At 73.2% G+C, this 23378-nt stretch carries 17 protein-coding genes and 1 pseudogene; 11 read left to right on the plus strand and 7 right to left on the minus strand.

Features of this window, described 5'->3' with window-relative positions:
• Positions 1–41: 41 nt before the first annotated feature.
• Positions 42–917, minus strand: coding sequence for an SGNH/GDSL hydrolase family protein (locus tag ACIQCJ_RS28650; RefSeq protein WP_402712973.1), 876 nt, complete (start codon positions 915–917; stop codon positions 42–44).
• Position 918: 1 nt separating this feature from the next.
• Positions 919–2334 (minus strand): DHA2 family efflux MFS transporter permease subunit, encoded by a 1416-nt coding sequence (locus ACIQCJ_RS28655; RefSeq protein ID WP_402712974.1) that lies wholly within the window; start codon positions 2332–2334, stop codon positions 919–921.
• 142 nt (positions 2335–2476) lie between these two features.
• On the opposite strand from ACIQCJ_RS28655, the gene ACIQCJ_RS28660 reads away from it, so the two are divergent.
• The 5 genes from ACIQCJ_RS28660 (at position 2477) to ACIQCJ_RS28680 (ending at position 9198) form a co-directional block, all read left to right on the plus strand.
• Positions 2477–3130, plus strand: coding sequence for a TetR family transcriptional regulator (locus tag ACIQCJ_RS28660; RefSeq protein WP_391048525.1), 654 nt, complete (start codon positions 2477–2479; stop codon positions 3128–3130).
• A gap of 7 nt (positions 3131–3137) precedes the next feature.
• Positions 3138–3743 carry a TetR/AcrR family transcriptional regulator gene (locus ACIQCJ_RS28665; RefSeq protein ID WP_355333401.1) on the plus strand — a complete coding sequence of 202 codons (606 nt, stop codon included), beginning with the start codon at positions 3138–3140 and terminating at the stop codon, positions 3741–3743.
• A gap of 187 nt (positions 3744–3930) precedes the next feature.
• A complete protein-coding gene (locus tag ACIQCJ_RS28670) occupies positions 3931–6171 on the plus strand; it encodes a molybdopterin-dependent oxidoreductase (protein ID WP_402712975.1) in 2241 nt (746 codons plus the stop codon).
• A gap of 301 nt (positions 6172–6472) precedes the next feature.
• Positions 6473–7873 (plus strand): aldehyde dehydrogenase family protein, encoded by a 1401-nt coding sequence (locus ACIQCJ_RS28675; RefSeq protein ID WP_402713087.1) that lies wholly within the window; start codon positions 6473–6475, stop codon positions 7871–7873.
• 242 nt (positions 7874–8115) lie between these two features.
• Positions 8116–9198 (plus strand): zinc-binding dehydrogenase, encoded by a 1083-nt coding sequence (locus ACIQCJ_RS28680; RefSeq protein ID WP_391048521.1) that lies wholly within the window; start codon positions 8116–8118, stop codon positions 9196–9198.
• Between the two features lie 97 nt (positions 9199–9295).
• Here ACIQCJ_RS28680 and ACIQCJ_RS28685 read toward each other — a convergent pair whose 3' ends face one another.
• Positions 9296–9841: a DUF402 domain-containing protein gene (locus ACIQCJ_RS28685; protein WP_355333394.1), complete on the minus strand. Its 546-nt coding sequence runs from the start codon at positions 9839–9841 to the stop codon at positions 9296–9298.
• Between the two features lie 71 nt (positions 9842–9912).
• The gene (locus ACIQCJ_RS28690) at positions 9913–10566 is read right to left on the minus strand and encodes a TetR family transcriptional regulator (protein ID WP_391161271.1); all 654 of its coding nucleotides are present in this window, start codon (positions 10564–10566) and stop codon (positions 9913–9915) included.
• 89 nt (positions 10567–10655) lie between these two features.
• Here ACIQCJ_RS28690 and ACIQCJ_RS28695 point away from each other — a divergent pair, with 89 nt between their 5' ends.
• Together ACIQCJ_RS28695 and ACIQCJ_RS28700 are read left to right on the plus strand one after the other, a co-directional pair.
• Complete coding sequence (locus ACIQCJ_RS28695) at positions 10656–11810, plus strand: acyl-CoA dehydrogenase family protein (RefSeq protein ID WP_391048517.1); 1155 nt, start codon at positions 10656–10658, stop codon at positions 11808–11810.
• A gap of 257 nt (positions 11811–12067) precedes the next feature.
• Positions 12068–12682, plus strand: coding sequence for a TetR/AcrR family transcriptional regulator (locus ACIQCJ_RS28700; RefSeq protein WP_355333387.1), 615 nt, complete (start codon positions 12068–12070; stop codon positions 12680–12682).
• Between the two features lie 55 nt (positions 12683–12737).
• Here the strand turns inward: ACIQCJ_RS28700 and ACIQCJ_RS28705 are convergent, their stop codons facing one another.
• Both ACIQCJ_RS28705 and ACIQCJ_RS28710 read right to left on the minus strand, forming a co-directional pair.
• Positions 12738–13199, minus strand: coding sequence for a MaoC family dehydratase (locus ACIQCJ_RS28705; protein WP_355333385.1), 462 nt, complete (start codon positions 13197–13199; stop codon positions 12738–12740).
• A 191-nt stretch (positions 13200–13390) separates the two neighbouring features.
• The gene (locus ACIQCJ_RS28710; RefSeq protein WP_402712976.1) at positions 13391–14830 is read right to left on the minus strand and encodes an amidase; all 1440 of its coding nucleotides are present in this window, start codon (positions 14828–14830) and stop codon (positions 13391–13393) included.
• A 378-nt stretch (positions 14831–15208) separates the two neighbouring features.
• Between ACIQCJ_RS28710 and ACIQCJ_RS28715 the strand changes: the two genes are divergently transcribed.
• On the plus strand, positions 15209–15952 hold the full coding sequence (locus ACIQCJ_RS28715) for an SAM-dependent methyltransferase (protein ID WP_402712977.1): 744 nt from the start codon (positions 15209–15211) through the stop codon (positions 15950–15952).
• 213 nt (positions 15953–16165) lie between these two features.
• A complete protein-coding gene (locus ACIQCJ_RS28720) occupies positions 16166–18940 on the plus strand; it encodes a penicillin acylase family protein (RefSeq protein WP_402712978.1) in 2775 nt (924 codons plus the stop codon).
• Positions 18941–19000: 60 nt separating this feature from the next.
• On the opposite strand, the gene ACIQCJ_RS28725 is transcribed toward ACIQCJ_RS28720, so the two are convergent.
• Positions 19001–20467 (minus strand): serine-threonine protein kinase, encoded by a 1467-nt coding sequence (locus ACIQCJ_RS28725; protein WP_402712979.1) that lies wholly within the window; start codon positions 20465–20467, stop codon positions 19001–19003.
• A gap of 279 nt (positions 20468–20746) precedes the next feature.
• On the opposite strand from ACIQCJ_RS28725, the pseudogene ACIQCJ_RS28730 reads away from it, so the two are divergent.
• Both ACIQCJ_RS28730 and ACIQCJ_RS28735 read left to right on the plus strand, forming a co-directional pair.
• Positions 20747–21508 (plus strand): annotated as a pseudogene (locus ACIQCJ_RS28730) (SDR family oxidoreductase); the annotation flags it as partial.
• Between the two features lie 176 nt (positions 21509–21684).
• Positions 21685–23349 (plus strand): AMP-binding protein, encoded by a 1665-nt coding sequence (locus tag ACIQCJ_RS28735; protein ID WP_402712980.1) that lies wholly within the window; start codon positions 21685–21687, stop codon positions 23347–23349.
• Positions 23350–23378 lie beyond the last annotated feature (29 nt).

Raw genomic sequence — 23378 nt, forward strand, 5'->3', positions numbered from 1 at the left:
GTGATTCCTATGCTGAACCATAGGAATCACGGCGGCAACCCTCAGCCCGAGCCTGTGGAAAACTCCGCTGCCAGGGCCCGGACGGTGGCCGCGGCCGAGATCGCGTGGCCGCGCGCCGAGGCGTGCACCAGGTCGGCGCTGTACAGGTCGCGGTCGGCGACGGCGGGATGGTCGTACATCTCGACGACCACCGCGCCGTAGCGCTCCGCGACCGTCCGGGTCACCTGATTGAGGACGGCGACGCCGGTCTCCAGCGGGCCGCCGCGCAGTTCCGGCACGGCCGCCGCGACATTCATCAGCGCGTACGCGAACAGGGTCCTGCCGGGCGCGGCCAGCCGGGCGAAGAGCAGGTCGAGCTCCTTCTCCAGCACCTCGGGGGAGAAGCCGGGCAGCAGCAGGTCGTTGCCGCCGCAGACGATCGCGACCAGGTCGGGCGCGAAGCGCGCGGCGCGCTCGGCCTGGTCGGCGCGTACCTGGCCCGCGGTGAGACCGCGCATGCCGAGGTTGAGATACGTCAGCTCCGGCACGACCCGGCGCAGGGCCTCCGCGGTGCGGTCGGCCCAGGGCACGGTGCGGTATCCGGGCACGGGGTCGCCCAGGCCCTCGGCGATGCTGTCGCCGACGACCGCGAAGCGCTTCCAGGGCGCGCCGCGCAGCAGCCGGTCGCTCTCCTCGGGTGACAGGCAGTGGGGGTCGGCGGCCTCCGCCGGGTGATCGGCCGCATAGGTGGCGGAGAAGGCGCTGACCGCGCTGCGGACGGGATCGGGGACGGGATCGGGATCGGGACTCTGAGCGGGACCGGGGACGGGATCGGGATCGGGGACGGGACTCTGGGCGGGATCGGGATCGGGATCGGGATCGGGAGCGGGGAGGGGATCGGGGAGGGGAACGGGAACGGCGTCGCCGTGCTGCGTCATCTCAGGACTCCTTGGCAAGGGTGCGGGTCAGGCCGAGGCCGACCACGGCGGCGACGGCGGCAAGCGCGGCGCAGACGAGGAACACCTCGCGGAACGCCCGCGTCCCGTCCAGGCCGTGGGCGGCGATGACCGAGGCGGTCGCGGCGACGCCGAGCGCGCCGCCCAACTGCCGCGCGGTGGTGGTCATGCCGACGCCCGAGGCGAACTGCCTGGGCGGCAGCGATGTCGCGGCGGCGGTGGACAGGGCGGTGAGCGTGGCCCCGAAGGCGGCGCCGCCGATCAGGCCCATGGGCAGCCACAGCGCCAGGAAACGGGTGTCGGCGCCGAGTTGGAACCAGGTCCAGACGCTCACCGCGGCGAAGGCGGCCATGGACACGGCGACAACGGCGGGCAGATGGTGCGGCCGGGCGCGCTTGCCGACCACCAGCGCGGCCACCGCGGAGGTGAGCGCGCCGGGTGTGAGGGCGAAGCCCGCCTTGAGGACCGAGTAGTGCCACACGGTGGTGAGGAACAGCGGTCCGCAGAGCATCCAGGCGAAGAGCGCGGCCCCGGCGAAAGCGGCTGCGGCGGAGGCGACGGCGAAGGCGCTGTCGCGGAACAGGCCGGTCTCGACGGCGGGCGTCACCTGGTGCGTGGAACGGACGAGCGCCACGACGAGCAGTGCCGCGCCGCACAATGTGCTGCCCACAGTGGCCGCGGACGCCCAGCCCCAGTCGCTGCCCTTGCTGAGGCCGAGCACCAGCAGGCCGATGCCCAGGGTGACGGCGAGCGTGCCCAGCGGGTCGGGCAACCGCCGTTCCGCGCCGACGCGTTCCGGCAGGCCGCGCAGTCCCGCGGCCACCAGGAGGATGCCCACCGGCACATTGATGAGGAAAACGGAGCGCCAGCCGAAGGCGTCGACCAGCAGACCGCCCAGGCTCGGCCCGGCGGCGCTGGCCATCGAGCCCGCGGCGCCCCAGACGCCGATCGCCGCCGCGAGCCCGGCGGGGGGCGTGGTGGCGAGCAGCAGCCCGAGCGCGGCCGGGATCATCCCGGCCGCGGCGGCGCCCTGGAGGGCGCGGGCGGCGATCAGCCAGGGCAGGCCGGGCGCGGCGGCGCACAAGGCGGAGGCGACCGTGAAGCCGGTGAGCGACAGCAGGAAGACGCGCTTGCGGCCGAAGGCGTCGGCTATCCGTCCCGCCGGGGTGAGCAGCGCGGCGAAGAGCACCGCGTAGCTGCTCACGACCCACGACAGGTCGGACACGCGGTCGGCGGGGAAGCTCTCGGCCAGGTCGGGGAAAGCGACGTTGACGATGGTGGCGTCGAGGAACGCGATGAAGGTGGCGCCCGCGCTGAGCAGCAGGACGAGCCCCGGTCTGACGTCCGGGGTCCGTCCTGAGCCGGGCGGTGCGGGGAGGGTGGAAGCGGGGGAGGACATGGGCCGTCCTTGCCTTGGCAGCGAGAAACATACTGAGAGTACATACTAACGGTATGAAAATGCATACCGAAGGTATGTGCCTGTCAAGAGTGGGCAGGCCCTAGGGTGGGAAGGGCATCGCGAACGACAGGAGGGCGCCGCCGTGGCAGCACCGCGCACAGGCACCGGAAGCGGGACGGGCACCGTCCCGGCCCGCAGGGCGGCGGCACGCCCCACGCAGCGCGAGCGGTCGGACGCCACCGTCGAGGACCTGCTCACCGCGGCCCGCGCGCTGTTCGCCGCCGAGGGCTACGCGGCCACCTCGCTGGACGCGGTCTGCGAGCGGGCGGGCGTCACCAAAGGCGCCCTTTACCACCACTTCTCCGGCAAGAGGCAGCTCTTCAGCGCCGTCTACACCCGCGAGCAGGAACGTCTCGCCCACCGGATCTCGACCGCGTATCTCCAGGTCGCCGACCCGTGGGAGGCGGTCTACGAGGGCAGCCGCGCCTATCTGGAGGCGTCCTTGGACCCCGAGGTGCAGCGCATCACGCTCTTCGACGCTCCGGGCGCGCTCGGCTGGGAGGCGATGCGCGACCTCGGCGTCAACTGCCGCCAACTCACCCTGCGCGGCGTGAAGTACGCCATCAAGGCGGGCGCGATCTCGCAGCGCCCCGCCGACCCGCTGACGTCGATGCTCTACGGCGGACTCAGCGAGAGCGCGATGGCGATCGTCAGGGCCGACGACCCGCCGGCCGCCCTGGCGGAAGCCCTCGCGGACCTGCGCAAGCTCTTCGACGCGCTCGCCGCGAAGGGCTGAGGGAGCCGTGCCACGGGCCGTGGGCGCGGACAGCGGACTGCGCCGCGCACCGGTGCAGCAGCGCAGCACCGAACGCCTGGAACGCATCCTCGACGCCTGCGCCCGGCTATTGGACGAGGGCGGTTACGAGCGTCTTAGCACCCGCGCCGTCGCCGCCCGCGCGGGCGTCCCCATCGGGTCGGTCTACCGTTTCTTCTCCGACAAGCGCGCCCTCGCGGACGCCCTCGCCCACCGCAACCTCGACGAATTCCTCGACCGTACGGCCGCGCGTCTCGCGGAGCCCGGCACCGACCCCGACTGGCGCACGGCGGTGAACATCCTGGTCGACGAGTACACCGCCATGAAGCGCACCGCGCCCGGTTTCGCGCTGGTCGACTTCGGCGTGCCGGGCGAGACCAACCACGACCTCGCCGACCGGCTGCCCGCGCTGCTCGGGGAACGGCTCTCGGTCGACCCCTCGGAACCCCGGCTGCGGCTGGCCCTGGTGATCGCCGTCGAGACGGCGGACGCCGCGCTGCAACTCGCCTTCCGCACCGACCCGTCGGGCGACCCCGGGGTGATCTCCGAGACGAAGGAGCTGATCCGGGCCTATCTCGCGACCGTCCTGGACTGATCTCCCAGGCCCCCAGGCCCCCAGGCCCCCAGGCCCCCAGGTCCCCTGGCCTCCCCGCCCCTTCCCGGATCTCCCGCACCCGCCCTCGCGAGGCCCGATGCCCGCTCCAGGGGTCGTTGTCAGTACCGCCGGGTAATGTCGAAGACGACCGCGCGCCAACGTCGCCGCCCGTCCAGGGGAGTCCCCGATGACCCGAACCGCCCTGCGCATCTGTCCGCTCTGCGAGGCCACCTGCGGCCTCACGCTGTCCGTCGACGACGGACGGGTGACGCATGCCCGCGGCGACCGGGACGACGTGTTCAGCGCGGGCTTCATCTGCCCCAAGGGCGCCGCTTTCGGCGCGCTCGACGCCGACCCCGACCGGCTGCGGCGCCCCCTGGTGCGCCGCGAGGGCCGGCTGACCGAGGCGACGTGGGACGAGGCGTACGCGGCCGTCGCCGCCGGGATCGGCGCGGTCACCGGCGCGCACGGCGGTGACGCGGTCGGCGTCGTCCTCGGCAACCCCAATGTGCACACGATGGCGGGCGGCCTCTACCCCGCGCAGCTCATCGGCGCGCTGCGCACCCGCCGCGTCTTCACCGCGAGCACGCTCGACCAGATGCCCAAGCACGTGTCCTGCGGCTACCTCTTCGGCGACCCGAACGCGATCCCGGTGCCCGACCTGGACCGCACCGACCATCTGCTGCTCATCGGCGCGAACCCGCTGGTGTCCAACGGCAGTCTGGCCACCGCCGCCGACTTCCCCGGCAAGCTCAAGGCGCTGCGGCGGCGCGGCGGCAGACTCGTCGTCATCGACCCGCACCGCACCAGGACCGCCCGCGCCGCCGACCGCCATGTGGCGCCCAGGCCCGGCACCGACGCGGCCCTGCTGCTCGCCATGGTCAGGACACTGTTCGCCGAAGGGCTCGCGGACCCCGGCGAACTGACCCCGTGGCTCAGCGGCGTGGCCGAAGTACGCGACCTTGTGACGGATTTCGCGCCGGAGGCGGTCGCCGCGTATTGCGACGTCCCGGCCGACGACATCCGGGCCCTGGCACGCGAGTTGGCGGCGGCCGGGCGCGCCGTGGTCTACGGGCGGCTCGGCAGCACCGCCGTGGAATTCGGCACCCTGGCGAGCTGGGCGGTCGACGTGCTCAACGCGCTGACCGGCAATCTGGACCGGCCGGGCGGTGCCATGTTCCCGCTCGCGGCCACCGCGCGGGCGCCCCGACCGCCCGGCCCCGGCAAGGGATTCCGTGTCGGCCGCTGGCACAGCCGGGTCTCGGGACACCCGGAGGTCAAGGGTGAACTGCCCGCCGCCGCCCTCGCCGAGGAGATCGACACTCCCGGGGACGGCCGCCTGCGCGCCCTCGTCGTGGTCGCGGCCAACCCGGTGCTGTCCGCCCCCGACGGCCTGCGGCTCGACCGCGCCCTGGACGGCCTGGACTTCATGGTCAGCGTCGATCCGTACCTCAACGAGACCTCGCGCCACGCCGATGTGGTGCTGCCCCCGCCCCCGCCCGCGCAGAGCGCGCACTACGACTTCGCCTTCAGCACGCTCGCGGTCCGCAACACCGTCCGCTACAGCCCGCCCGCGGTGCCGCTGGAGGACGGACTGCTGGACGAACCGGAGATCCACGCCCGGCTGATCCTCGCCGTCCTGGGACATACCCGGGGCCAGGGAGCCGCCCCCGCGCTCGTGGACGAACAGGCGGTGGTCCGCAAGCTCACCGCCGAGACCGGCGACCCGCACTCGCCGGTCCACGGCCGGGACGTCGCGGAGCTGTCCGCCGCGCTCGGCGGGAGGACCGGATACGAGCGGCGGCTCGACATGATGCTGCGCCTCGGCCCGTACGGCGACGGCTTCGGCGCCGACCCCGACGGCCTCACCCTGGCGAGGGTCCTGGACCGGCCGCACGGCATCGACCTCGGCCCGCTGCGCCCGCGCGTGCCCGAGGTGCTGCGGACACCGTCCGGCACGGTCGAGCTGGCGCCCGAGGCCATTGCCGCCGATCTGCCGCGGCTGCGGGCCGCGGTGACGCGCGGCGCGGACGGCGAAGGGCTGGTCCTCATCGGGCGCCGCCACCTGCGGTCCAACAACTCCTGGATGCACAATGTGCCCGCGCTCACCGGCGGCACCAACCGCTGCACGGTGCAGATACACCCCGTCGACGCGGCCCGGCTCGGGCTGGCCGACGGGGCGCTCGCCCTGATCAAGGGCGACGGCGGGGAGATCACCGCGGCCGTCGAGATCACCGACGCGCTGCGCCCCGGAGTGGTCAGCGTGCCGCACGGCTGGGGTCACGACCGCGAGGGCACCCGGCTGACCGAGGCGGCCCGCGAGCCGGGCGTCAACGTCAATCAGTTGCTCGACGGCACGCGGCTCGACCCGCTCTCCGGCACGGCCGTGCTCAACGGATTCCCGATACGGATGGAGGCCGTCCGCTGACCCGCGCCGCGCCCGTGACACGGCCGGGTGACACGGCGCCGCCGAGTGGTGTGACACCCGGACAGCGGGGCACGGGACCCCTGGGCGCGGGTCGCCCGGGGAGGGCGGCCGGACGTCACGGGCCCGGCCCGGCCCCGCGCGGAGCCCGGGTCGTCGGGTGTTCCCGGCGCGACGTGACTGACGGCACGCGACGCACCCTGGCCACAAAAAACTAACGGCGCTAGTTTGGGCGTCGGACGCAGAGCGGTGACCCCGGAGGGCAGCAACGGTGGACGGTACGGCAGAGGGCGCACAGGACCTGGTGACATCGCGCGACGCCCAGTACATCGGCGGGAAGTGGCGCCCCGCCGCGGGCGGCGGCCGGATCGACGTCGTCAACCCGGTGACCGAGAAGGTCATCGGACAGGTGCCCGCGGGCACCGCGGAGGACGTGGACGAGGCCGTACGCGCCGCGCGCGCCGCCCTGCCCGGCTGGGCGGCCACCCCGCCCGCGGAACGCGGCGCGATACTCGGCGCGGTACGCGACCTGATGGCGGCGCGCCGCGAGGAGATCGCCGCGACCGTCGCCGCCGAGCTGGGCGCCCCGCCCGCCTTCGCCGCCGCCGTCCACACCGACATGCCCACCGCCGTCATGGGCAGCTTCGCCGCGCTCGCCGCCGGGTACGGCTTCGAGGAACAGGTCGGCAACTCACGGGTGTTCCAGGAGCCGGTCGGCGTCGTCGGCGCGATCACGCCGTGGAACTACCCGCTGCACCAGGTCGTCGCCAAGGCCGCCCCCGCGCTGGCCGCGGGCTGCACCGTGGTGCTCAAGCCCGCGGAGGACACCCCGCTGGTCGCCCAGCTCTTCGCCGCGATCCTCGACGAGGCCGGGCTCCCCGCCGGAGTCTTCAACCTGGTCACCGGCCTCGGCCCGGTCGCCGGACAGGCGCTCGCCGAGCACCCCGGCGTGGACATGGTCTCCTTCACCGGTTCCACCGCGGTCGGACGGCAGATCGGCGCCACCGCGGGCGCGGCCGTCAAGCGCGTCGCGCTCGAACTGGGCGGAAAGTCCGCGAACGTCATCCTCCCCGGCGCCGACCTCGCCCGCGCCGTCAACGTCGGCATCGCCAACGTCTTCGCCAACTCCGGCCAGACGTGCAGCGCCTGGACCCGGATCCTCGTCGACTCCGCGCGCTACGACGAAGCCGTCGAGGCGGCCACCGCGGCAGCCGCCAAGTACGTACCCGGCGAACGGCTCGGCCCGGTCGTCAACGCCAAGCAGCGCGAGCGGGTGCGCGGCTACATACGGCGCGGCGCCGCGGAAGGCGCGCGGATCGTCGTCGGCGGCCCCGACGCGCCGGACGGACTGGAGACCGGCTACTACGTACTCCCCACCGTCTTCGCCGACGTCGACCCCGGTATGACGATCGCCCAGGAGGAGATCTTCGGCCCGGTCGTCGCCCTGATCAGGTACGAGGACGAGGACGACGCCCTGCGCATCGCCAACGGCACGGTCTACGGCCTCGCGGGCGCGGTCTGGGGCGCCGACGACGCGGAGGCCGTCGCCTTCGCCCGCCGGATGGACACCGGACAGGTCGACATCAACGGCGGCCGGTTCAACCCGCTGGCGCCCTTCGGCGGTTACAAGCAGTCCGGAGTCGGCCGAGAGCTGGGCGCGCACGGGCTGGCGGAGTACCTCCAGACCAAGTCCCTCCAGTTCTGACCGCAGGACCGCAGGACCGCCCGACCCGCCTGAACCGCACGAACCGCTCGCCCCTCCCGACCCGTTCGGGCCGACTCGGTCGACCGGGATCACCCCGGCCGACCCGGTCCGACCGGCCCGTTGCCCCACCCCGCTCACGCCCGCTCGTCCGCACCCGCACCCGCGTCCGTCCGCATCCGCCAGCCCCCGACCGCATCCGTCCGCATCCGGATCCGCTCGCAGCCCCGCACCCAGGAGACCTCGTGGTACGCGCAGCCGTCCTGCCCGCCGTCAACGCGCCGCTGGCCGTCGCCGACATCGAGCTGCCCGACCCCGGCCCCGGACAGGTCCGGGTCCGGCTGGCGGCGGCGGGCGTGTGCCACTCCGACCTGTCGCTGTCCAACGGGACGCTGCGCCAGCCGGTACCCGCCGTCCTCGGCCATGAGGGCGCGGGCACGGTGGTGTCGGTCGGAGACGGCGTCGGCCATCTCGCCCCCGGCGACCGCGTGGTCCTCAACTGGGCGCCAGCCTGCGGCGACTGCCACTTCTGCGGCCTCGCCGAGCCCTGGCTGTGCGCCAACTCCGCCACGGCAGCCGCCAGTCCGTACGCCACGCTGGCCGCCGACGGCAGCCCGCTCTACCCGGGCCTGGGCACCGCCGTCTTCGCCGAGGAGACCGTGGTCGCCGCGGGCGCGGTCCTGCCGCTCCCCGACGGCGTCCCGCTCACCGACGCCGCGCTGCTCGGCTGCGCCGTACTCACCGGCTACGGCGCGGTGCACCACTCGGCGCGGATCCGTACCGGCGAGAGCGTCGCCGTCTACGGGGTCGGCGGCGTGGGGCTCGCCGTGCTCCAATCGGCGCGGATCGCGGGCGCCGAGCGGATCATCGCGGTCGATGTCGCGCCCGCCAAGGAGGAGCTGGCGCGGGCGGCCGGCGCCACCGACTTCGTCGTCTCCGGGGACGACACGGCCAAGCGGATCCGCAAGCTCACCGACGGCTTCGGCGCCGACGCGGCCATCGAGTGCGTGGGCCGCGCCGACACCATCCGCACCGCCTGGTCCTCCACGCGCCGCGGCGGCCGTACGACAGTGGTCGGCATCGGCGGCCAGGACCAGCAGGTCACCTTCACCGCGCTGGAACTCTTCTACTTCGGCCGCACGCTCTCCGGCTGCGTGTACGGAAACTGCGACCCGGCCGTGGATCTGCCGGTGCTCGCCGAGCACGTACGGGCGGGCCGCCTCGACCTGTCCGCCATGGTCACCGACCGCATCACGCTCGACGGCATCCCGGCGGCCTTCGAGGCGATGACCGCCGGGCGCGGCGGCCGGGCGCTGGTGGTCTTCTGACCGGTCGGTCGGGCCGGATTCCCGCGGGACCGCGCACCCGCCGCTGTCAGCGGGCGCGTCCCTGGGCGTACGTCTAGGCGGACGTCTACGCGTACGCCTACGCCTGCGCGCCGTCGACCATCGCCAGCCAGTGCCGGTGGGTGCCGTCGAAGGGACCGGTGCCCTCCGCCACCGCCGTCATCAGCCACGCGGCGGCGGATTCGGCGGCGCCGATCACATCGGCGGGGTAGCCGTACCGCACCTGGTGCTCGGCGAATTCGTCCTCGTCGACCAGGATCGGCAGTTCGGCGCCGCGCTTGAGCAGGACGTCCAGGTCGAGGTCGACCATGGTGACCTCGGCGGGGGACGGCCACCGCGGCGGGGTGGTGATGTCGCAGTAGATCTCGGTGCGGCGGGGCGCGGCGTTGAAGGTCGCCGTCCACCAGGCGTCGCGCGGGAAGAGGATGATGTGCGCCTCGGGGATCGGGACGTGGGGGTTGTGGCCCTTGCGCACCAGGCCGAAGCCGGGGAGGCCGAGCCATACGCCGTGCTCGTCCTCGCCGAGCCGCCGCATCCGCAGATTCCAGTGCAGAGTGCCGTCGTATTTGCGGTAGTTGACCTGGACGAAGTCGGGCTCGGGGCCCTGCGGGACCGATTCTGACATGGCGCCATCCTGTCAGCAGGCGCGGCAGGTCCGCCCCCGGATTTCCCGCCGGGAGGCCACCCTTGCCGGGCTCACGCCGGGGCGGTTCCCGGGCCCGCGAGCGCCTCGAACTGGACGGCCAGACCGTCGATCAGCGCGCGCAGCCCCGTCTCGAAGGCGCCGCTGTCGATCTGCCGCTGGTGCTTGGCGAGGAGGTGGGCCTGGCCGAGGTGCGGATAGTCGGCGGGGTCGTAGACGTCCGCGTCGCCGACGAAGCCGCCCGCGAAGGAGCCGAGCGCGGAGCCGGTGACGAAGTAGCGCATGAGGGCGCCGATCCGGGTGGCGTGGGCGGGCGGCCAGCCCGCCTCGACCATGCCGCCGAAGACGGCGTCGGCCATCCGGAGCCCGGCGGGCCGCAGGCCGGGCCCGACGGCGAGGAACGGCACGATGTGCGGGTGGTCGGTGAGGGCGGCGCGGTAGGAGCGGCCCCAGTCGAGCAGCGCCTGCCGCCAGTCCCTGCCGTCACCGAACATCGACAGGTCGACCTGGGTGACGACGGTGTCGGCCGCCGCGTCGAGGATGGCTTCCTTGGTGGCGAAGTGGTTGTAGAGGGAGGGCCCGCTCACGCCCAGTTCGGCCGCGAGCCGCCGGGTGGACAGGGCCGCCAGACCCTCCTCGTCGATGAGGGCGAGGGCCGCCGTGACGATCCGGTCGCGGCTGAGCAGGGGCTTGCGGGGGCGGGCCATGCGGCACATAGTAGAGCCTGCCGCCCAAAAACTAGCGGTGGTAGTTTCGAAGGATCGTCCGGACGATCGTGGGATGCGGTGACGACGCAGTGAACCTTGAGCTGACCGAGGAGCAGGCCGCCGTCAAGGAGCTGGCCAGGGACTTCACCGAGCGCGAGATCACGCCGAACGCGGTGGCGTGGGACCGCGCCGAGAGCGTGGACCGCGCCATCGTGAAGAAGCTCGGCGCGCTCGGTTTCCTGGGGCTGACCGTCGACGAGGAGTACGGCGGCTCCGGCGGCGACCACCTCGCCTACTGCCTGGTGACCGAGGAGCTGGGCCGCGGCGACTCCTCCGTGCGCGGCATCGTCTCGGTCTCGCTCGGCCTGGTCGCCAAGTCGATCGCGCGCTGGGGGAGCGAGGAGCACAAGCGCGCGTGGCTGCCCCGGCTCACCGCGGGCGACGCGGTCGGCTGCTTCGGGCTGACCGAGCCGGGCACCGGTTCGGACGCCGCGAATCTCACCACCCGCGCGGTACGGGACGGCGACTCGTACGTGATCACCGGCAGCAAGATGTTCATCACCAACGGCACCTGGGCCGATGTCGTCCTGCTCTTCGCCCGCACCGGTCGCGCCGACGAGGGGCACAAGGGCGTCAGCGCCTTCTTGGTGCCGACCGACACGGCGGGCCTGACCCGCCGAGAGATCCACGGCAAGCTCGGGCTGCGCGGGCAGGCGACGGCCGAGCTGGTCCTCGACGGCGTCCGCGTCCCGGCCTCCGCGATGCTCGCGCCCGAGGGCAAGGGCTTCTCCGTGGCGATGTCCGCGCTGGCCAAGGGCCGGATGTCGGTCGCGGCGGGCTGTGTCGGCATCGCCCAGGCGTGCCTGGACGCGGCGGTGGCGTACGCGGGGGAGCGCGAGCAGTTCGGCGCGCCGATCGCCGGACGCCAGCTCGTCCAGGAGCTGCTCGCCGACATCGCGGTGGACGTGGACGCGGCCCGGCTGCTCACCTGGCGGGTCGCCGACCTGATCGACCGCGGGCTGCCCTTCGCCACCGAGTCCTCGGTCGCCAAGCTCTACGCGAGCGAGGCCGCCGTGCGCTGTGCCAACAACGCCCTCCAGGTCTTCGGCGGCTACGGCTACATCGACGAGTACCCGGCGGGCAAGCTGCTGCGGGACGCGCGGGTCATGACACTGTACGAAGGCACCAGCCAGATACACAAGCTGCTGATCGGACGGGCGCTGACCGGCGTATCGGCGTTCTGACCGCAGGCCGCGCACCCGTACGCACCCGTACCGCTTCCACGCACCGCGTCCCCGTATCGCACTCCCCGGACACCCGTACCACTTCCACGCACCGCGCACCCGTACCGCTTCCCCGTACGGCACCCGTACCACTTCGACGTCCTGTCCCGACGTCCCCTGCCCTGGTCACGACAAGTGACGAGCGACCGCTTAGTATCTAAGCGCTTGCTCAGCCCCGCGATAGGGTGGCGGCTGTGACCGGCGGTGAGGAGCGTGCGATGAGCGTCGAGGCGACAACCGGCGAGGCGTGGGGGGACATCAGCCCCGACGCCGCGAGGCGGCTGGTGATCGCGGCGGTGCAGGCGTTCGCCGAGCGCGGCTACCACGCCACGACCACCCGCGACATCGCCGGGCGCGCGGGCATGAGCCCCGCCGCGCTCTACATCCACTACAAGACCAAAGAGGAACTGCTCTACCAGATCAGCAAGGTCGGCCACCTGCGCTCGCTCGCCATGCTCTCCGAGGCCAGGGACGGCGACGGCAGCCCGGCCGAACGGCTGGAGAGCGCCGTACGCGCCTTCGTCCGCTGGCACGCCGAGCACCACACGACCGGGCGGGTCGTGCAGTACGAGCTGGGCGCGCTCGCCCCCGAGCACCACGCGGAGATCGTGGCGCTGCGGCGGCAGAGCGAGGACGCGATCCGCACGATCATCAAGGACGGCGTGACGGCGGGCGAATTCGACGTCCCCGAGGTCTCCGGGACCACGCTCGCCGTGCTGTCGCTCTGCATCGACGTGGCCCGCTGGTTCAACCCCGAGGGCCGCAGGACCCCGGACGAGGTCGGCGCGCTCTACGCCGACCTCGTGCTGCGCATGGTGCGGCCCACGGCCTGAGGGCGCGACCCGCGCGAACGCGTCCACGGACAGCCGCCCGAACGCGTCCGCAGAGTTACAGATAGAAGCGGGCCACCGTCTCCGCCACGCACACCGGCTTGTCGCCGCCCTCGCGCTCGATGGTCACCTTCGTCACGAGCTGGATGCCGCCGCCCACCTCGGTGACCTCCGCGACCTCGGCGGTCGCGCGGAGCCGGGAGCCGACCGGTACGGGAGCGGGGAAACGCACCTTGTTCACGCCGTAGTTGACGCCCATCTTCACGCCCTCGACCAGCAGGAGCCGCGGGGTGAGGGACGGGATCAGGGAGAGCGTCAGATAGCCGTGCGCGATGGTCGTGCCGAACGGGCCGAGCGCCGCCTTCTCCGCGTCGACGTGGATCCACTGGTGGTCCCCGGTGGCCTCGGCGAACAGGTCGATCCGCTTCTGGTCGATCTCCTGCCACTCGGTCCAGCCGAGCTGTTCGCCGACGGCGGCGCGCAGTTCGTCCGGCGAAGCGAAGATGCGGGGCTGCGACATGGGGTGGCCTCCAGGGGCGGTCCGGTACGGCGCGCTACGGGTTTCTAAGCGCTTGCTCAGCGACTCTCAGCATGGTTCGGGGGCCGCCGGGTGTCAATCGCCGGCGCGGTCGGCCGCCCCTCGCGCCGCCCGGCCGCCGATCCCGTACCCCCGGCTCCCGCGCCGCTACCAGAGCTCCGGCCGCCGCGCCGCTACCAGACCTCCGGCCGCCGCCCCGCCCAGGGCCTGGCCCGTTCCAACTGCGCCGACAGCGACATCAGCGTCGCCTCGTCGCCGTACCGCCCGCCCAGCATCACGCCGATCGGCAGCCCCGCGTCCGTCCAGTGCAGCGGGACGCTGACCGCGGGCTGGCCCGTCGCGTTGTACAGCGGGGTGAAGGGCGTGAAGGCGGCCATCGCGTCGAATTCGGCCGTCGGGTCCGCGTCGTCGCGCATGCCCCCGACCAGGGCGGGCGGCTGCGCGAGCGTCGGCGTCAGGATCACGTCGTACGACGTCAGGAGCGCGTCCGCGATGAGCTGGCCGAGCATGCGGAAGACGTAGAGGGCGCCCGCGAAGTCCAGCCCCGACACCTTGCCGCCCGCCCCCCGCAGATGCCGGGTCAGCGGCATCAGCAAGTGCTCGTCGCCCGGCGCGACCGGCCGGGCCGCGGCCATCACCGACCAGACCGCGTTGAACGCCTGCCGCACCGAGTCGTCCACCGGCAGCGCCATCTCGTCCACGTCGTGGCCCAGTTCGCGCAGCAGCCCCGCCGCGCCGTCGAGCGCGGCCCGGCAGTCGGGGTGCAGCGCGACGCCGGGCACCGGCGGATCGGCGAGCGCCACCACGCGCAGCGGCCCCGGCTCGCGGCGGGCGTGGGAGAGGAAGGTCTCGCCGGGCGGCAGCGCGGGCGCCCCGTACGGGGCGCCGGGCTCGGGGCCCGCGAGGATGTCGAGCAGCGCCGCCGCGTCGGCGACGGTACGGGCGATCGGGCCCGACGTACTGAGCCCGCTCACGTCGTGCAGGACGGGGCCGCCGCTCACCCGGCCGCGGCTCGGTTTTATGCCGAACAGCCCGCAAACCGAGGACGGGATACGGATCGAGCCGCCGCCGTCGCTGCCCTGCGCGACCGGCGCGAGGCCGCCCGCCACCGCCGCCCCGGCGCCACCGCTCGAACCGCCCGCCGACCGCTCCAGGTCCCAGGGCGTGCGGGCAGGCGGCGCCAGCCGGTTCTCGGTGTAGCAGGGCAGCCCGAACTCGGGGGTGTTGGTCTTGCCGAGCAGGATCGTGCCCGCCTTGCGCAGCCGGGCCGCCACATGGTCCTCGGCGTCGGGTACGTGCTCCGCGAAGGCCGCGGAACCGAAGGTGCAGCGCACACCCGCCACCAGATTCAGGTCCTTGACCGGCACCGGGACGCCGTGCAGCACGGGCAGTTCGTCGGCCGCGCCCTCGCGCCGCGCGGCCAGCGCCCACGCCTCGGCCTCCGCCGCCTGCTTGCGGGCGACCTCCGGCGTCACGGTGATGAACGCGCCGAGCGTCGCGTCGAGCCGGTCGATCCGCTCCAGATAGTGCTCGGTCAACTCGACCGGCGACACCGCCCCCTCACGTACCGCAGCCGCCTGCTCCACCGCCGTCAGATCGTGCAACTGGGCCATGCCCGCTCCCGCCTTCCGCCGCTCGTACCGCCGTGCGCCACGCGTCGTGCGCCGCGATCCTCGCACTACCGGCGGGTAGCGACCAGCCCCTCGGCGGACCCGGTCACCGCCCGGAACCCGTCACGCCTGATGACCGCGGCCCCGTGGCGGTGACGCCCGTCGGCCGGTGACGCCCGCGGGCCGGTGGCGCCTGCCGACCGGTGGCGGCCGTCGACCGGTGACGCCCGCGGGCCGGTGACCCCCGCCGACCGGTGACGGCCGTCGGCCACTATGGAGCGGAGCCGACGGGCCAAAATGAGTGGCACCCGCCATCCCGATCGGGGACCATCGCGAACGCCCGAGCCCGCCTGTGAACGACCAGCACCGCCAAGGAGCCACATGAGCCTGCGCCACCACGAGATCGCCGAGGCGGACAACCGCATCCTCAACCCCCTCAGCCAGGAGAAGCTCCGGCTGCTCGGTGAGATCTGCCGGTTGAAGGAGGGGCAGCGGCACCTCGACCTCGCCTGCGGGAAGGGCGAGATGCTGGCCGGCTGGGCGAAGCGGTACGGCACGGGCGGTATCGGCGTCGACCTCAGCGAGGTCTTCCTGACGGCGGCGCGCGAGCGGGCCGCGGAATTCGGCGTTTCGGAGAGCGTGACCTTCGAGCGCGGCGACGCCGGGAAATACCAGCCGGAGCCCGCCGCCTTCGACATCGCCTCGTGCCTCGGCGCCACCTGGATCGGGGACGGCCTCGCGGGCACGATCGAGCTGCTGCGGCCCGCCCTGCGCCCCGGCGGACTCATGCTGATCGGCGAGCCGTACTGGCACGAGACACCTCCGGAGGAGGCGTACGAGGCACTCGGCACCGAGCCGGACGACTTCGTGTCGCTCAGCGGCACCCTGGACCGCTTCGAGGCGGCGGGCGTCGACCTGGTCGAAATGGTGCTGGCCGACGGCGACAACTGGGACCGCTACTACGCGCCCCAGTGGTTCGCGATCTCCGAATGGCTCCGCCGCACCCCCGCCGACCACCCCGACGTACCGGCCATGCGCGAATTCCTCGACCACCAGCGGCGCGGCCATCTCACCTACGGCAAGCGCTACTTCGGCTGGGGCGTCTTCGTCCTGCGCCCCCGCTGACCGCGACGCGCGCCGCTGCTCCCGGCGTGCCCCGCTGAACGCGACGCGTGCCCGCCGACCCCAACGCGCCCCCACTCACCCCAACGCGCCCCCGCGGCTGCGGGAGTCGGGGGCGGCGGGATGTGGGGGAAGTGAAAAGCTGACGCATGTTCATCTTCCGGGAAGGAGGTACCGGCGGTAACGTCCGGGGACTGGTATCCGGAAGGAGCAGACATGCCGCTGCGGACCCCACGACGGATCGGCAAGCTGGGCAGGATCGGCAAGTGGAGAACGGCGACAGCCGCGGCGCTGCTGGCGCTCGGGGCCACCTTGGTGGCCCCGTTGCCGCTGGCGGCGCACGCCGCGGACAACTCGGGCGACTACTGCGCGGGACAGTGCTCTGACATTCTGCCGCCCGGCGAGAACGGCAACGCCACGCTCGCGGACATTCTGGCGAACAAGGTGCTCGGGACACGCCCCGCGCACACCTCTGACCAGCTCGGACCGTATTCGTCGCTCGCCGACGGATACCCAGGGCTGACCGACGCGACCATCAGCAACTTCTTCAACAGCTCGTCCTTCGGCGTCCCTTCGGGCCAGGTCGCCTCGGTGATCAGCCCGCGCTCGGACGTGACGATCACCCGTGACAAGGCGACGGGCGTCCCCCACATCAAGGGCACGACCAGGCAGGGCACGGAGTACGGCGCCGGATACGCGGCGGCGCAGGACCGGCTGTGGCTGATGGACCTCTTCCGGCACGTCGGACGCGGCGAACTGTCGTCGTTCGCGGGCGGCGCGGCGGCCAACCGCGGCCTGGAGCAGGAGTTCTGGCGGCAGGCCCCGTACACCGAGGCCGACCTCCAGGACCAGGTCACCCGGCTGGCGAACAGCGGCGGCGCCCGCGGCCAGCAGGCGCTCGCCGACGCGCAGGCGTACGTCGACGGCATCAACGCCTACATCACGCAGTCCAAGAACGGCCGTTACTTCCCCGGCGAGTACGTCCTCACCGGGCACATGGACGCGATCACCAACGCGGGCACGATCGACCCGTTCCAGCTCACCGACATGATCGCGCTCGCCTCGGTGATCGGCGCGTTGTTCGGCACCGGCGGCGGCGGAGAGGTGGAGTCCGCGCTGTCGCTGCTGGCGGCGCAGCAGAAGTACGGGGTCGCCGAGGGCACCAAGGTCTGGGAGTCCTTCCGCGAGCGGGACGACCCCGAGGCCACGCCCACCGTGCACGACGGCAGCAGCTTCCCGTACGCCGGCAAGCCCGCGCAGGCCAAGGGCCAGGCGCTGCCCGACGCCGGCTCGGTCGTACCGGAACCGCTGGTCTACGACGCGACCGGCGGCGCCAAGCAGGCCACCACCAAGAGCCCCGGAGTGCTGCCGAGCAACCTCTTCTCCGGCGACGCCACGAAGAAGGGAATGTCCAACGCTCTCGTGGTCAGCGGCGCGCACACCGCCAGCGGCCACCCGGTCGCCGTCTTCGGTCCGCAAACCGGCTATTTCGCGCCACAGTTGCTGATGCTCCAGGAGTTGCAGGGCCCCGGCATCAGCGCGCGCGGCGCGTCCTTCGCGGGCCTGGGCATGTACGTGGAACTCGGCCGGGGCCAGGACTACGCCTGGAGCGCGACCTCCGCGAGCCAGGACGTCACCGACACCTACGCCGTGGAGCTGTGCCAGGACTCCACGCACTATGTGCTGCACGGCGCGTGCGTGCCGATGGAGAAGCTGGAGCGCACCAACTCCTGGTCGCCGACCGTCGCCGACTCCACGGCGGCGGGCTCGTACCGCATGCAGGTCTGGCGCACGGCGTACGGCCCGGTGCAGTACCGGGCGACCGTCGGCGGCAAGGCCGTCGCCTATACGGCGCTGCGCAGTTCGTACCGGCACGAGGCCGACTCGATCCTGGGCTTCCAGGAGCTGAACGACCCCGGATTCGTGCACGACGCCGCCTCGTTCCAACGGGCGACGCAGGACATCAACTACACCTTCAACTGGTTCTACGCGGACTCCCAGCACACCGCGTACTACAACAGCGGCACCAACCCGGTCAGGGCGGACGGCGTGGACCCGTCGTTCCCGGTGTGGGCGCAGGCCGCCTACGACTGGCGCGGCTGGGACCCGGTGACCAACACCGCCTCCTACACCCCGCCCGCGCAGCATCCACAGTCCGTCGACCAGGACTACTACGTGTCGTGGAACAACAAGCAGGCCAAGGGGTACACCTCGGCGGGCTTCGGCAACGGCTCCGTGCACCGCGCCGACCTGCTGGAGGACCGGGTGAAGGCGCTCACCCAGGCGGGCGGCGTCACCCGCGCCGCGCTCACCAAGGCCATGGCGGACGCGGCGCTCACCGACCTGCGCGGTGAGGACGTCCTGCCCGACCTGCTCCAGGTGATCCACAGCGCACCGGTCACCGATCCCCAGGAAGCCACCGCCGTACAGCAGTTGGAGGCGTGGAGCACGGCGGGCACCAAGCGGCACGAGACCTCGCCCGGCTCGCACACGTACGCCAACGCGGACGCGGTACGGGTGATGGACGCGTGGTGGCCGCTGCTGATCGCGGGCGAGTTCCAGCCCGGCCTCGGCAGCGACCTCTACAACGCGCTGGCCGCGAACCTCGCGATCGACGAGTCGCCGTCCGCGGGACACGGGCCGACCGGCTCGCACGCGGGCAGCGCCTTCCAGTACGGCTGGTGGTCGTACGCCGACAAGGATCTGCGCAAGGTGCTCGGCAAGCCGGTGCAGGGCGCGCTCGACCAGACGTACTGCGGCGGCGGCCAACTGGCCGCCTGCCGCGACATGTTGCTGTCCACGCTGAAGCAGGCGGCGGCCGTCCCGGCGGCCACCGTCTACCCGGCCGACGACAGCGGCTGCTCCGCCGGTGACCAGTGGTGCGCCGACTCGATCGTCCAGCGTCCGCTGGGCGGAGTCACGGACGACCGGATCGCGTGGCAGAACCGGCCCACCTTCCAGCAGGTGGTGGAATTCCCGTCACACCGGTGACGCGTTCCGCTCAGGGGTGAGCCCTTGAGCGGTCCGCGGTGACAGTCGCGGGCCGGGTCCTCAGCCGGGGACCCGGCCCGCGGCGCGCAGCACCAGGCGGGCCAGCTCCTCGTGGCAGATGTCGCTGTGCGCGCCGGACGGCGGCCCGCCCGAGCACACCACCGAGGACGCGTCCACGCTGACGCAGCCGGTCCTCGGCAGCTCACCGGCCAGGGCTCGCTCCAGGGTCAACTCCGGTGCGCCGTCCAGAGCTTGGAAGCCGTCGTGGCCCAGCGCTCCCCAGCGTTCGCCGAAGCCGAGCAAATCCGCTCCCGCGTGGGCGATGTCGCCGAGCAGCGACTCGTCCTCACCCGCGAGCCGCGAGGCCAGCGGGTAGAACACGCCGAGCGCCTGGTCGTGCCGCGAATGGCAGGCCACCAGGGGCCCGGTGACCCGCTGTTGCCTGCCGTGCAGCGCCCCGCCCCGCGCGTCGAAGGGCTGCGGGCCGCTGAACGCGTAGTGCGAGAGGGCCCCTTGGAGCAGGGTCACCGACGAGACCCGGACGCTGGACGGCATGCCGTCCAGGGCGAAGGACACCAGCCGCGCGCCGAAGCTGTGCCCGATCAGGTGGACCCGGACCGAGGGCGCCCGGCGCGCCAGCACCCCGAGCAGCGGCCCGAGCCCGCGCTGCCCGACGGTCCCCGCGCGCCGCTTCATCGCGTAGTACGTGGCCTGCCGCAGCAACTCCTTGGCGCCGTCCCACACGCGCCGGCCGAGCCCGCCGAACAGCGCCTCGCCGGAGGCCGGTTGGGCCGGGGCGACCTCGGCGCCCGCTGTCGCCAGCGCGTCGGCCAGTGAGAGGCAGGTGGTGACGGCGTCCTGGGTGAAGAGGAGCGGCTCGGCGCCCGGCGCGGTGCCCATGTCCTCGGCGAGGAGGCTCTGGGCGGCGACGCCTTGTGCGCCGGGACCCTGTGCGGCCGGACCTGAGGCGGCGGGACCCCGTGCGCCGGGAGTCCGTGCGGCCGCGCCCGGACTCGGCGGCAGTCCGGTGAGCGTACGGACCAGCGCGGCGAATTCGTCCAGCCGCTCGGGCGCTTCCGGCCGCTCGGCCAGCAGTTCCGCGATCCGGTCGAGCGTCTGTCCGCTGCCGGGGAAGACCTCGCCGAGCGCGGCCCTGGTCAGGGGGTCGAGTGCGGCGCCCGACGCGGCGGCGCCGTCCGCCAAGGGCGCGGCGAGCGTCGGGGAGGTGCGCGGGAAATCGGGGATGGGCTCGTCGCTGAAGCGCATCGACGGCCAGTGCACGCCGACGTAGCCGAAGCGGAGGTCCGGCGCGGCGGCCAGCAGGCCGGGGAAGGGGCCGAAGAAGCCGTCGTAGAGCGCGGTCGCGGTGGCGATGTCGTTGTTCCAGCCGTGCGAGAAGACCACCACATCGGTCCGGTCCCCGACCGCCTCCAGCAGCGCGTCCCGCTGCCGGGGGTCGGGGTCGCCGTCCGCGTCGAAGGTCAGGTCCCAGTACGGCCGGACGCTGGTCACTGAGGTGCTGGTCACTGAGGTGCCGGTCACGGCCATGGTGCCCCCCTGGAAATACGCCGTGATGGTGTGGTTCGCCCGCATCATCCCGACAGGGGTCGGTGTCGTCCATCCCCCGGACGGCTGAATACGCACCGGCTACGTACGCGGCGGCACCGGCTACGTACACGGCGTGCGCCCGGGCCCCAGGGCCTCGCGTCCGGGGCCCGCCCCCCGGCCCGGCACTACCGGATTGTGTGACCGACCGCTTAGTATGCGAAGGAGCCGAGTCGAGTCGAAGGAGACACGATCGTGGTCGTGGAAGCAGTGCGCGGCGCCCGGGTGGTCGTCACCGGGGCGGGCGGCGGCATCGGAGCCGCCCTCGCCCGCAGATTCGCCGCCGAGGGCGCCCGGGTCGTGGTGAACGACCTGGACGCCGACGCCGCCCGCGCGGTCGCCGACGAGATCGGCGCGGCCGTCGTCCCCGGCGACGCCTCCGGCATCGTGCCCGCCGCCCGCACCGCGCTCGGCGGCGGCGTCGACATCTTCTGCGCCAACGCCGGGGTCGGCACCGGCGGCGGCCCCGAGGCGGACGACGCCGCCTGGGAGCTGGCCTGGGACGTCAACGTCATGAGCCACGTCCGCGCCGCCCGCGCGCTGCTCCCCGAATGGCTGGAGCGCGGGCAGGGGCGCTTCGTGTCCACCGTCTCGGCCGCCGGACTGCTGACGATGATCGGCGCGGCCCCGTACTCGGTCACCAAGCACGGCGCGCTCGCCTTCGCCGAATGGCTCTCGCTCACCTACCGGCACCGCGGCGTCCACGTGCACGCGGTGTGCCCGCAGGGCGTGCGCACCGCGATGCTCCGCTCCACCGGGGTCGCGGGCGACCTCGTGCTCGCGCCGAACGCCATCGAGCCCGAGGACGTCGCCCAGGCGGTGCTCGACGGCATCGCGGCCGACCGCTTCCTGATCCTGCCGCACCCCGAGGTCGCCGGTTATTACGCGGCCCGCGCCGCGGAACCCGACCGCTGGCTCCGCGGCATGAACAAACTCCAGCGCACCTACGAGGAGTTGCGGGCGAAGGAAGCCGGACAGGCCGAGGGCGCGGGGAAGGCCGGGAAAGCCGAGGACGCCGTGAAAGCCGAGGGCGCGGGGAAGGCCGGGAGAGCCGACGACACCGGGAAAGCCGAGGACACAGGGAGAGCCGGGCAGACCACGGAATCCGCCAACGCCCCCGCGCGGGAAGGGGAACCGGCATGACCACCTACGCCGACCAGCCCTGGCTCAAGCACTTCACCGACGAGCAGCGCGAGGACGCCGAGCACCCGCCGTCCGTCCTGCACACCTTCCTCGACGTCGCCGCGCGGATACCCGACCACCGCGCGCTCGCCTACTTCGACGGCGCGCTGAGCTACCGCGAACTCGACGCCCTCTCCGACGGGTTGGCCCGGCATCTGGCCGCGCGCGGCTTCGCCCCCGGCGACCGCCTCGCGGTCATGCTGCAAAATGTGCCGCAGTTCGTCGTCGGCCTGCTCGCCGGGTGGAAGGCGGGCGGCACCGTCATCCCGGTCAACCCCATGTACAAGCAGGGCGAGTTGGCGCACATCCTGACCGACGCCGGGGCCGCCGCGATCCTCTGCTCGGAGCGCGCCTGGCAGGGATACGTCCGCGCCACCGTCGTGGACTCGCCGGTCCGTATCGCGCTGACCGCCAGCGAATTCGACCTCCAGACGCGCGACGACAGCCGCGTACTGACCGGGGAACGGCCGCCCGCCCAGGCCGGTGAGGGCGCGGACGACGTGCTCACCGCCGCCCGCGCCGCGGCCGGACCGCGCCCCGACGTCCCCCTGCCCGCCGCCCGCGACATCGCGCTGATCAGCTACACCTCGGGCACCAGCGGCAAGCCCAAGGGGGCGCTCAACACACACGGCAACATCTCCTTCAACGCCCACCGGCAGGTACGCGTCCAGGGCTTCGCCGACGACGCCGTCATCTTCGCGCTCGCGCCGCTCTTCCACATCACCGGCATGGTCTGCCAGCTCTCGGCGGGGCTGGCGGGCGGCCACACCGTCGTCCTCGCGTACCGCTTCGAGCCGGGCGTGGTGCTCGACGCCTTCCGCGAGCACCGCCCGACGTACACCGTCGGCCCGTCCACCGCCTTCATGGCGCTGCTGGCCAGGCCCGACGCCGACGCCGCGGACTTCGCGTCCTTCCGGCTGATCTCCTCGGGCGGCGCGCCGCTGCCACCCGCCGTGGTGGAGGGCTTCCGCGCCCGCTCCGGCGGCCTCTACCTCGCCAACGGATACGGCCTCACCGAGTGCACGGCCCCCTGCGCCAGCGTCCCGCCCGGCACCGAGGCCCCCGTCGACCCCGCGTCCGGCACCCTCGCCGTCGGCGTTCCGGGACCCGGCACGATGGTCCGAATCCTGGACGACACGGGCGCCGAGGTGCCGTTCGGCGAATCCGGCGAGATCGCCGTCGCCGGACCGATGGTCGTACCGGGCTACTGGAACCGGCCGGAGGAATCCGCGGCGGCCCTGCCCGGCGGCGAGCTGCTGACCGGCGACATCGGCTTCATGGACGAGGACGGCTGGCTCTATGTCGTCGACCGCAAGAAGGACATGATCAACGCGTCCGGCTTCAAGGTCTGGCCGCGCGAGGTCGAGGACGTCCTCTACACCCACCCCGCGGTCCGCGAGGCGGCCGTCGTCGGCGTCCCCGACGCCTACCGCGGCGAGAGCGTCAAGGCGTACGTCAGCCTGCGGCCCGGCGCCACCGCGGGGCCCGAGGAGATCGTCGCCTACTGCAAGGACCGGCTCGCCGCCTTCAAATACCCGCGCGAGGTCGAGGTGCTCGGCGACCTCCCCAAGACGGCCACCGGGAAGATCCTCCGGCGCGAACTCAAGGTCCGGGCCGGATAGGGTTCCCTACCGGCCGGAACGCGCGTCGC

Origin of the sequence: Streptomyces sp. NPDC093221 (assembly GCF_044753885.1) — a bacterium.
Classification (GTDB): Bacteria; Actinomycetota; Actinomycetes; order Streptomycetales; family Streptomycetaceae; genus Actinacidiphila.